Source organism: Microcoleus sp. B3-D2 (assembly GCF_036705345.1).
GTDB lineage: Bacteria > Cyanobacteriota > Cyanobacteriia > Cyanobacteriales > Microcoleaceae > Microcoleus.
The window spans coordinates 50,917-62,533 of record NZ_JAUBUG010000019.1 but is presented as its reverse complement, the minus strand read 5'-3'; the positions used below and the strand labels follow the sequence as shown (position 1 = coordinate 62,533).

The window sequence follows — 11,617 nt, the reverse complement described above, 5'->3', positions numbered from 1 at the left end:
ATAGGCTAAGTTGCGCGAAAAACTAACACTGGTCGATGCTTAATGTTAGCAATCTCGGATTTGGCCGACCTCGCTAGCCCAGACCTCGCTTGACGCCATCCAGGTACTTGACCGGATTAAGGCAGTTGTAAGCAAGGCAGAAGGAAAAAAAATGGATACTAGCCCCTGACGTGGGGCGCTGTCCAAAAACTGTGCTGATTGCAAGCCCTGCCTATCGATCGATACCTTCTACCTTCTGTTGGCAGAGAATCAATTCTGGGCGCGAGTGGGTGCGGGGGTGGAACTCTCCAAACTGGGGGGGAGTCCTGGCAAATGGACGATCGGCGAAGCAGGATTTTTCAAGTCAATGTAGGCTATTTTGCTTGAATCTATCTGTTTTGGCAATTGTCGCATTCGGTCTAAAACCTTAAGTTGCTCCCCAGTCTTGGAACTGTACGGCCCTAAGTGTACGGTACCGATCTCTGTTTTCAAGATCAAGTTGTTCGGGTTTTGCCAATTAATCTCAAACACTTTCACCGTCAAGCCGCTGAGTCCTTGGTAAAACTTCGGCCAATAGGCGCGATACTGTTCCAAAGGCCCGATGACTTTTAAAGTGGGCAAAGAACGCTGAGGCTGCGTTCCCGGAATGCTGCCGGGCCCGATCGAACTATTCTGCGATCGTACAGCAGTATAACTATCCGACGGCATCCAACCTCCGCGAGCGTCCAGCCACCCCACTTTTTCCTTCTCACTGTTCGATTTCAACACCGCAGTCGGCTGCGCCACCGCCACTGGCAGGCGTTCTGCCACTTCTATAGTCAAACTCGGCGGAAACAAGTTACGAGTCACCTTCGCTTTGGCGATCGGCCCCGTGGACTCCAGCTTTTCGGCCAGGGCCTGCGGTTGAATCCCCCACAGCGACTGCGGGTAAGACAGCGGCACCAAAGACCGCACCGCCTTATCCGACAGCCACTGATTGCCCTCCACCTTCACTTGTTCCGATCGGGCAATTAACCAAGCCGGCTGAGCAATCCACCACAGCAAACCTCCAGCCATGGCGCTCGCTGCCAGCATTTGCCACACAACAGCCGCCAATCGAGCACGCCTCTGCTGCCGCAACTTTTGGCGCCTGCGCCCTAACTCTGTTTGAGAAACCGCTCCAAAACTAGCCATCTACGTCTTGACAATATAGTAATTAAGGATTAGCACAAATTCAAAACTGTTTAATCTCTCTCTTGAACCCTGTTTTCCCCTACCATTTAACCAGATCTCCGCAAATTTACCCAGACTCCTGCCAATATCAGTAATATCACTGATCCCCCTAAGTAATAAAAAATTATTAATTAAAAATTCCCAATTCCAGCGCCGGAAAAACCCCTTACCAGCTCAAGGTTCTTTGGGTATTTAGGGCATTACCCCACAGGGCAAAAGGTTACAAATCAAACTAAACTCAACTAAAGAAAGTTTAGACTTTCGATTAACTTTTTTAACTTTTATTCGGCTTCCATTGTGATCGCACTCGAATTAGACAGATTCTATAAAGCCTGCAACCCGAGCAAGACCCTAGTTGCGGGAGACCCAGGAGATTATCAATACTACATTGATTTTGGTTCCGTGCGCGGCGGCAAAATCATTGAATCTTTACAGCGAACCATTACCCGCATCTCCCCCAACGAGCCAACCTGTCAGCTATTTACAGGACATATCGGGTGTGGCAAATCTACGGAATTGTTTCGACTAAAAGCTGAGTTAGAGCAAGAGGGTTTTTGCGTCGTCTACTTCGAGTCTTCCCAAGACTTAGACATGGGTGATGTAGACATCAGCGATATTTTGCTGAGCATTGCGCGCCAAGTCAGCGAAACTATGGAATCCGCTAAAATCAAACTCAGACCGAGCTATTTTACAAATCTGTTTGCAGAAGTGGCAGAATTTTTGCAGACTCCCATAGATTTGTCAGCGGAAGCCGAGTTATCTGTAGGCATTGCTAGAGTTACTGCTAAAACTAAAGACTCTCCCAAACTGCGATCGCAACTCAGGCAATATCTCGAACCCCGTACCAACAGCATTTTACAGTCGATCAACGAAGAACTCCTAAACAAAGCTAACGCCGAACTCAAGCACCAAGGCAAAAAAGGGCTCGCAGTCATCGTTGACAACCTCGATCGCCTCGACGCCTCCCTCAAACCCAGCGGACGCACTCAGCCAGAATACCTGTTTTTAGACCGCGGCGAACAGTTGAAAAAACTCAATTGCCATGTCGTCTACACGATTCCCCTGACTTTGATTTTTTCCAACGACTTTGGCCGCCTCGCCAGTCGATTTGGAGTCAAGCCCAAGGTGATGCCGATGGTACCGGTGCAAATGCGATCGGGCGACGACCACATTGAAGGAATGGCACTGCTGCGGCAGCTAGTATTAGCTAGAGCTTTCCCGAAAGTTGCTCCCCATCAACGCATCGATTTGATTTCCCAGGTGTTTGACTCTCCCGAAACCTTAGATCGGCTTTGCCGGATTAGTGGCGGTCACGTTCGCAATCTACTGATGCTTTTGTATAGCTGTTTGCAGCACGAAGACCCTCCCTTCTCTCGCGAATGCCTCGAAAGCGTCATTCAAGAATATCGCGATGACCTTTTGGGAGCCATCAATGACATGGAATGGGAATTGCTGTTTCAAGTCGTCACCCGACAAAGTGTAACTGGCGAAGAAGAGTCTCAAATCTTGTTGCGAAGTATGTTTGTCTTTGAATACCGCGATCAAGAAGGTCGCTGGTTTGGCATCAATCCAGCCCTAGCAGAAACCAGAAAATATAAGGAGTGGCGGCAGGGCATTGAGCCAAAATAGTTGGGATTTTTGAGATTGCTTCCCGACTCTAATAACCCTTACCCATGAGGGAGATAGAAACTATTTAACTTAAAATTCACCGCTCAAAACTCCGCACTCCAACAATCCAATACAAAAATCAGTCAGCGGTTTTCGCCGCTGGCTGATTTCTGTTGAATGCTGGCTATATGCGGTGAATGTTATTGTCGCGTAAAACTTTGCCGCCACCAAGGACGTTCCCCACTCTCAACTCTCATATCTGCAATGCCAGACCCCCTATGTCTGTTTTTACCTGTTGCTGTTAATTTCAAATAATTCCCTCCCGGACGACAATTTTTTTTGCTGGTGTGTTAAATGCCTGCTACAGATATATCGCAGTTGTTTACTAATAGCTAGTCGTCGGTATTATCTTAAATTTAGGGGTTGCCTATTTACGATATGCAGTCATTTATATAGAGCGGAATAAGAAAATCTTAGCGGGGCTGAAAATTTGACGGGGAAGTCTAGCATTCTCTGAGATTGAGCGGTATGATATCTTTACATTGGATCTAATAACTATGTAAGTATTAAAAGGAGAAGTACGAAAAACTACGTATTTCTACAGAGATAAAGCCTCAAACAGAGACGGTTATCTCTAAGTAGATACGCTTTTAGTCACGATTGGTGAGCGTTAGGTAATTGATTTATGCAAAAGAGGTGCACGCATGACCGATCTAATTAAGGTACAAGAAACTGCCAACTACAACGAGCGATCGCTCAAAACTCTGGTCAGATCCATTACAATGTCTCAACAGCAATTCTCGCTGATTTTGGTGCGCTGCAACTACGAGCAGTTGCGGCAGCAAATAGCGCAGCGGCTGCGAGAAGTCTCCCCAGTTCCAATTCAAGATCTCGTCCTGCCAGCTTCAGTCAAAACCCTTTACACTACTCTGCAGGCAAGCACTTTGCAGGAGGGGTACTCGCCTGTGGTTTCTGCCTCGGCTTTGATGGTATTCGGTTTAGAAACAGTAGTAGCGATCGACGAACTGATGGCTTCTACCAATCAAGTGCGAGACGAATTTCGCAAAAATTTTTCCTGCCCGGTGATTTTGTGGGTAACAGATGACATCGTGACCAAAATGATTCGTCTGGCCCCGGATTTCAAAAGTTGGGCGGCCGCTACAATTAAATTTGAAATGGGCGTTGACGAATTAATTAATTTCCTCGCTAGGCGGGCCGATACTATATTTAAAATAGGCGAACTCAATCAAGAACTCGCCAGCAGCAACGTCAGCACCATAGCTAATTGTGAAACCTGCGAAACCCCGTGCGAAAAACGCGGCCTGGAGCGCGAAATCAGCTCTGGAGAACGCTTTCTAACTTTTAACTCAGGGCCCCAAAACCGACGACAATCAGATGCCCACTCGTATTCGCCATTGAGTCCCGGCAATACCTTCGATTTGGCGATCGGCTCTTTGCCACGCCGAGAACTAGAATTAGCTTTAAGAGATTTACAAAATCGCGGTGAAGAATTAGAACCCGCCCTCAAAGCCAGCCTGCAATTCGTTCTCGGTCGAGATTACTATGTCAGCGACCAAACCGAAACTGCCTTAATTCACTACCAAGAAAGTTTACTATTTTGGCAGCAGAAAACGGGCAACTGGGAACTGGCAAACTTCGACCATTCCGAAAACCCAGAAACCTTCTCCTCCTTGTCGAATCCTGTCCCCAAAATTTTATTTTTAGAGAGAGAAGGCATAGTGCTGTTTCACATAGCCCTGTGTCACCGCTTGCAAGCAGCCAGAAACCCAGTAGCCAACCGCCAGCACTGGGAACAAGCTTGGATTAGCCTGGAACAATCTAGAAACGCTTTCTCCCTTGCCTCACGCCCGGAATTGGTAGCTGAGGTGACAGCACACCTCGGAGAAGTGCTGCAGCGCCTGAAAGCTTGGGGAGAGTTGCAAGCATTAGCTGAAAATTCTTTGCAGTTGCACTTCACTTACGGTACTCCCAGCCAACTAGCTCAAGATTACGGCTTTTTGGCTGAAGTTGCCCTGCAACAGTCGAGGTGGAGTCAAGCCCGCCAGCTAGCCGAATTGGCTTTGGCGATTTTGGATCAAACGCCTCATGATTTGAGATTGCTGATTGAAGATTTGAGATTGGGGTTTGAGGGAAATTATCCAGAATTGGTGGGCCCTAACGAGTTAAGTAACGAACCCAAATCTAAAATCCAACATCCCAAATCCGACAGGAGTTCGTATCTTTTACTTTTAGCGCGAAGTTTGCGACAGCTAGGGCAGTGGGAAGCGGCGGTTCATTCTTTGGAGTTGGCTCAATCTCAAAGCGAGCCGAAGTACGACCCCCGACTTTACATCGATATTTTGACGGAATTGCAAGCGGTTTATTTCGAGCAGGGAGAGTATCTTAAAGCGTTTCGGATTAAAAAAACCCAGCGTTCGATCGAATATCAATACGGGTTTAGAGCTTTTATCGGAGCCAGCCAATTGCAGCAGCAGCGCCAAGCGGTCAATCCTTCAGGCCCCTCAGCTCAAAACCAAGCTGCCATCGCAGCGTCCATGACAGCTTACTCGCGCCAAACAGATATCAATAGCTTGCTAGAAAGAATTAGCAGGGACGACCATAAATTAACTATTATTCACGGGCCCAGCGGAGTCGGGAAAAGTTCTCTAGTCAATGCCGGCTTAGTACCAGCTTTGAAAAATATTACTCCGGGCGCGCGCGATACATTGCCCGTAGTAGTCAAAGTTTACACCGACTGGCTGGTGGAGTTAGAAAATGCTTTGAACAGCGCACTGTACGACAAACAAGCCGAAGAGGAAAGTAAATTAATCTCGAAAGGACTACACGGAATCCACAAAAAAAGTTGCTCGGTTATTCCTGCTCGCAGCTCGGAAGTCTCTTCTTTTATTATAGATCAGTTGCGCGAAAATGCCACAAATAATTTGTTAACTGTGCTGATTTTCGATCAATTTGAAGAGTTTTTCTTTGTTTCGACTTCAGTGGAACAAAGACAAGTTTTTTATAATTTTTTGGGCGTGTTTTTGAATTTGCCTTATGTCAAGATAATTCTGTGCTTGCGGGAAGATTACTTACACTACTTACTAGATTGCGATCGCTTCCCAAATCTTGACGCTATTAACAATAATATTCTCGACAAAAGTATCCGCTACCAACTGCGGAGTTTTTCTATCAAAGACGCGCGGGCTGTCATCGGACACTTAACAGAACGGGCGGAATTTTATTTAGAGCCGGCACTGATCGATGCCTTCGTAGAAGATTTAGCAGACGAACTTCAAGAAGTGCGACCGATCGAATTGCAGGTAGTAGGAGCGCAACTGCAAGAAGAAGGTATTACCAGTCTAGCACAATACCAGCAATTGGGGGACAATCCCAAAGCGGAATTAGTGAAACGATCGCTCGAAAGAGTCATCTCTGACTGTGGCCTGGTTAACGAAGACGCAGCTTGGAAAATCTTGTTTTCCCTGACAGATGAAAGAGGCGTTCGCCTGATAAAAACCAAACACGAACTCTCGTTAGTTACAGGTTCGCAGCCAGCAGATGCCCGCGAAACCGAATTATCGGCGATCGGCAAAAACAGAATTTCTCTACAGCGACAGTTCGCAAAAGACCCAGAAAGCCGACCAAAGAAAACCGACAACCTCGACTTGATTTTAGACATTTTAGTTGGTCACGGTTTGCTATTTCTGCTACGGGAAGCGCCCGAAGACCGCTATCAATTGGTACACGACTATTTAGTGCGGCCGATCCGCCAAAGATTCGGCTTAGAAGCCAGACTGCACAAAGCAGAAGCAGACAAAAAAATGAGTCAAGCACAGCTCTACCAAGCCAATACTTTTCTCAAACAACTGCTGGGATTAGCAGTGATCGGCGTCATGCTGCTAACCAGTTCCACCATCGCCGCCGTCAACTTTTGGTGGCGGGCTGTGGGTCAAAAACAGCTAGCTGTCGCTCAAACTCAGCGAGCCGAAATCAGTACCCTGACAGCAGCTTCGGAAGCACTGTATTTCTCAAACAACAAATTTGACGCCATGATGGAAAGTTTGAGAGCTGGCAAAAAATGGAGACAGCTCGAACATTCCCAACAAATGTATACTCTCAAAGACACCGAAATTCTGATTTCAGCCGCCCTCCAGCAGGCAGTTTATGGAGTCAAAGAACGCAACCGCTTAGAGGGACACGGCGATGTAGTTTGGGGTCTTAGTTTCAGTCCAGACGGCGAAACAATAGCTTCTTCCAGTGTAGATAAAACTGTCAAACTTTGGCGGCGCGATGGCAGTTTGCTGGCAACTTTCAAAGGCCACACTAACAGCGTCTCCTGTGTCGCGTTCAGTCCCGACAACAAAACCATAGCCTCGGCAAGTTTAGATAAAACTGTAAAAATTTGGCAAACTGACGGCAGTTTGCTGGCAACTTTCAAAGGGCATACTAATAGCGTTACCAGCGTTGCTTTTAGCCCTGACGGTCAAACGATCGCCAGTGGCTCTACAGATAAAACTATCAAACTTTGGAAAACCGACGGCACGCTGCTGAGAACGATCGAACAATTTGCTCCCGTAAATTGGCTAAGCTTCAGCCGCGACGGCAAAATAATTGCTGTGGCGAGCCATGACGGTACTGTGAAACTGTGGAGTTCTGACGGCAGGTTAATCGCTAATTTGTGGCACAGCGAAAACAGACAACCCTCGAAAATTTACACCGTCAGTTTCTCCCCCGATGGTGAAACGATCGCCAGTGCGGGTGAAGATAAAACGGTGAAAATCTGGAGCATCGCTGCACTAAAGCACCCAGCAACAGAAAATTCAACACAAGCAAAAAAAGGTGAACTGCTAGCAACTTTGCGGGGACACAGCAAGTGGGTATTTGGTGTCAGTTTCTCCCCCGACGGTCAAACACTTGCTTCTGGAAGTGCAGACGGGACTGTCAAACTCTGGAGTCTTGCTGGTGTTGGCGACAAACGCCCCACCGATGCTAGCAACATTAAACCAGAGAGTCGCTTACTGAGAACTTTTGAGGGACACGCCGATCGAGTTACTCAGGTGAGTTTTAGCCCGGAAGGCAAAACCTTGGCTTCGGCAAGTTTTGACAAAACTGTCAGGCTGTGGCGACTCGATGACGTGCCGCTCAAAACTCTCGACGGACACCAAAACCGGGTGCAGGGCGTTACTTTTAGCCCCGACGGCCAAAGGCTGGCCTCTGCTTCTACGGACAAAACTATCAAACTCTGGAGCCGCACGGGAGTTTTGCTAGAAACCTTGGAAGGACACACTCAGAGAGTCGCCAGCGTCAGTTTCAGCCCCGACGGCCAGCTACTTGCTTCTGGGAGTTACGACAAAACGGTGAAAGTTTGGAGTTTGACAGAAGATGGCATGAATAATATTCTCCCTTGTCCTTCGGCTCCGCTATTCCCGTGTTCGCCTTCTGTGCTGTTCACTCTCGACGGCCACGCCGACAGCGTGATGAGCGTGAGTTTTAGCCCCGACAGCGAGATTCTGGCTTCGGGGAGCAAGGATAAGACTGTAAAACTCTGGACTAAAAACGGCAGGCTGATTAAGACTTTGACGGGACACACAGGCTGGGTGACTGGGGTGACTTTCAGTCCCGACGGCTCGATGCTGGCTTCTGCAAGCGATGATGGTACTCTCAAACTCTGGAATCGAGACGGTCGTTTGCTAAGAACTTTTGAAGGAGCTCACAACAGTTTTGTGTTGGGGGTTGCTTTTAGCCCTGATGGCAAAATGCTGGCTTCGGCTGGTTACGACAATTCGGTGAAATTGTGGAAGGTAGACGGGACTTTGGTGGCGACGCTGCTGAAGGGTTCTAGCGACAGCGTGACTAGCGTGGGTTTTAGCCCGGATGGTTTGTTGGTTGCTTCGGGCAGTTACGATCATAAGGTGAAGCTTTGGAGTCGCAGCGGGACTTTGCTGAAAACTTTGACGGGTCACAAGGATAGCGTGATGAGCGTGAGTTTTAGCCCGGATGGGAAGGTTCTGGCTTCTGCGAGCAAGGATAATCGGGTGATTTTGTGGAATTTAGATCTTGACGATTTGCTGGTGAGGGGCTGTGACTGGGTGGGCGATTATCTGAGAACTAATCCTAATGTGAGCGATCGCGATCGGCATCTCTGTGACGGGGTTGCGGCAAAACCAAATCGATTTTAGATTTTAGATTTTAGATTGGGGGATTCAGTGGATTTTCGATTTTCGATGTTACTCACCCCCTTGAGGAGCTCGATCGCTAATTTCTCCCACTTCCCCCTCTCCCCCTCCCCCTTTCTCAAAAACTATTTTTTCCTTCCCCTTGGTCTCGGCTTCCTGTAAAGTAAATAATTGTAAAGAAATATGAGTTTTCTCTTATCCTCTGGTTAAGACCGCCAGCTAGCATTCACAATTAAGACCCGGATTATAAGTTCCTATGTCACAGCTTTTCCCGCGAAAATTTCTAGCCTCTGTTGCCGCATTTTGTCTGGCTTTGTCCGTGTGGGCGATCGCACCAGTAGCCCACGCTTTCAATAATCCCGATTTATTGCCGTCAACTCAGACGCCGATCATTGACTTAGCTAAAGCCCTTACGGATATTGAAGAACAAAGTTTGGCAAAAAATTTAAAAGCCTTTGAAGCCGAAACCGGCTGGAAACTGCGAGTGCTGACTCAGTACGATCGCACGCCCGGTTTGGCTGTCAAAAGCTATTGGGGGCTAGATGACAAGAGTGTGTTATTAGTTGCTGACCCCCGAGGGGGCAATTTGCTCAATTTTAATGTGGGCGACTCGCTGTATCCGCTGCTGCCGCGCACTTTTTGGGTGGAACTGCAAACCCGCTACGGTAATCAATTTTTTGTGCGGGACAATGGCGAAGATCGAGCGATTATTGAATCTTTGGAGTCTATAGAAGGCTGTTTGCGTCAGGGCGGATGCCGCGTGGTTCCCGGTTTGCCGAGGGAACAGTGGGTTCTGACGTTAATTACGTCGGTGGTTGGCGGGGTCATCTGCGGGTTTGCCGCTCAGCCTCGGAAGCCGGGACAGGTTGTGGCTTGGCAGTGGGCGCTGATTTTTTCGCCGCTGTGGGGCATTCTGTTTTTTGCTTTCGGACTGGGGCCGGTGGTGACTCGGACTTCTGACTGGTTGCCTGTGGTTCGGAATGTGTCCGGTTTTGCGATCGGAGCTTTGGTGGCATTCCTGACTCCGGTGTTGGGCAAATCTTCTTCGTCGTCGGAAACTTAGTCGTCAGTTGGCAGTTGTCAGATTTTACTCAACAGTCAACGAATGACTAAAAGCTGGTAAGCTGATACCTGACAACTCACAGGCGACAGCTATCCAACAAATGGAATGGCACGTAAGCGATGCCCAGAGTCTGGGATTAATCGATAACGAAATTGGCGACCACGGTTTTTCAGCGGCGGAGTACGAAATAGTCCGCCGCGTGATTTATGCGACTGCTGATTTTGAGTACAAGTCTTTAATTAGTTTTTCCGATCAGGCTTTGCAGGCTGGGGCGGCAGCTTTGGCTGCTCGGACTACGATCGTGGTAGATGTGCCGATGGTGCAGGTGGGCATTACGCCCCTAATTCAAAATACCTTTGCGAATCCGGTTTACTGTTCGATGGAGGCTTTGACGCGCCCCCAAAAGGAAAGGACGCGGGCGGCTTGGGGGATTGAAACTTTGGCAAGACGCTATCCTGAAGGGATTTTTGTGGTGGGCCAGGCTCAAACTTCTTTGTCGGCGATCGTAGATTTGATTGAATCTGAGGAAATTCGGCCGGCTTTGGTGATTGGGACGCCTTCTGGGTTTGTAGGGGTGGACGTGGCGAAGTCGCGGCTGCATGATTCAATGATTCCTCACATTCGGATTGAGGGCCGCAAGGGTTCTGCGGTGGTGGCTGTGGCTATTGTTAACGGGCTGGTGGATTTGGCTTGGCAAGCTTACGGCCAAGAGGGGAACAGTTGATCGATAAGTTAATTGTCATGAGTCATGGGATTTTAGATTTTAGATCCCGCTTTCAGCACCCTCTACTTTCACAATAGGTTTTTTCGGAATTTTGTGAACAAATTAAGTTACTTTTTATAACGCGGGATTCTGTGAACCATCATAGATAGTCCTGGACGCATGAGAGTCCAGAAACCGGGTTTGATGGACGAAAATACACGGGTTGCAGCCAGAGATTCGGTAAAAAACCCGGTTTCTTTGTCGGAGTTCGTAAGTTTTGATAGAGTAGAATTCTCTAGCAAATTTAGGAAATGAGTCGATTGCAAATTCGCGAAGATGACCTCAGAGGTAGAAAGATTGCTGACTTTCTGTGCGAACATCTCGAAAATATGAATGAGATTACACCACCTGAAAGCATTCATGCTCTTGATTTAGAAGCATTGCGATCGCCCGATATTACTTTCTGGACGGCTTGGGAGGGTGATGAATTACTCGGATGCGGAGCACTGAAAGAACTAGATTCAAGAAGTGGTGAAGTCAAATCAATGCGTACCGCCAAGACTCACCGCCGTAAAGGTATCGCCTCGAAGATTCTTGAACACATCATCAAAGAAGCCGAACGGCGTGCTTACGATTGCCTGAATTTGGAAACAGGGGCTTTGCCTGAGTTCGCCCCGGCACGAGCCTTGTATATACGGTATGGGTTCAAGTACCGAGGCCCCTTCGCTGAATACATTGATGACCCGAATAGCGTGTTTATGACAAAAAAGCTCGCTTGATCTGCTTCTCGAAATTGGTATATTTCTTGAAAATCTCGCAATGACGCTTAACTATTATTAGACATCTCCAAAAATTAAGTTTTTGCCCGGCTTTAAC

The 11,617-nt window shown here is 47.9% G+C and carries 6 protein-coding genes; 5 read left to right on the top strand and 1 reads right to left on the bottom strand.

Going from position 1 to position 11,617, the window contains the following annotated elements:
* Positions 1-249: 249 nt before the first annotated feature.
* Positions 250-1,152: an FtsQ-type POTRA domain-containing protein gene (locus QUB14_RS09990; protein ID WP_333216674.1), complete on the bottom strand. Its 903-nt coding sequence runs from the start codon at positions 1,150-1,152 to the stop codon at positions 250-252.
* 336 nt (positions 1,153-1,488) lie between these two features.
* On the opposite strand from QUB14_RS09990, the gene QUB14_RS09985 reads away from it, so the two are divergent.
* The 5 genes from QUB14_RS09985 to QUB14_RS09965 all read left to right on the top strand — a co-directional run bounded on the left by QUB14_RS09985 (position 1,489) and on the right by QUB14_RS09965 (position 11,520).
* The gene (locus tag QUB14_RS09985) at positions 1,489-2,820 is read left to right on the top strand and encodes a P-loop NTPase fold protein (RefSeq protein WP_190736560.1); all 1,332 of its coding nucleotides are present in this window, start codon (positions 1,489-1,491) and stop codon (positions 2,818-2,820) included.
* A 683-nt stretch (positions 2,821-3,503) separates the two neighbouring features.
* Positions 3,504-8,978, top strand: a complete 5,475-nt coding sequence (locus QUB14_RS09980; protein WP_333216671.1) for a WD40 domain-containing protein — start codon at positions 3,504-3,506, stop codon at positions 8,976-8,978.
* A 253-nt stretch (positions 8,979-9,231) separates the two neighbouring features.
* Positions 9,232-10,038, top strand: a complete 807-nt coding sequence (locus QUB14_RS09975) for a TPM domain-containing protein (protein ID WP_333216669.1) — start codon at positions 9,232-9,234, stop codon at positions 10,036-10,038.
* A gap of 100 nt (positions 10,039-10,138) precedes the next feature.
* The gene (locus QUB14_RS09970) at positions 10,139-10,762 is read left to right on the top strand and encodes a precorrin-8X methylmutase (RefSeq protein WP_333216667.1); all 624 of its coding nucleotides are present in this window, start codon (positions 10,139-10,141) and stop codon (positions 10,760-10,762) included.
* A 290-nt stretch (positions 10,763-11,052) separates the two neighbouring features.
* Positions 11,053-11,520 carry a GNAT family N-acetyltransferase gene (locus QUB14_RS09965; RefSeq protein WP_333216665.1) on the top strand — a complete coding sequence of 156 codons (468 nt, stop codon included), beginning with the start codon at positions 11,053-11,055 and terminating at the stop codon, positions 11,518-11,520.
* The last annotated feature ends 97 nt before the right edge of the window (positions 11,521-11,617 follow it).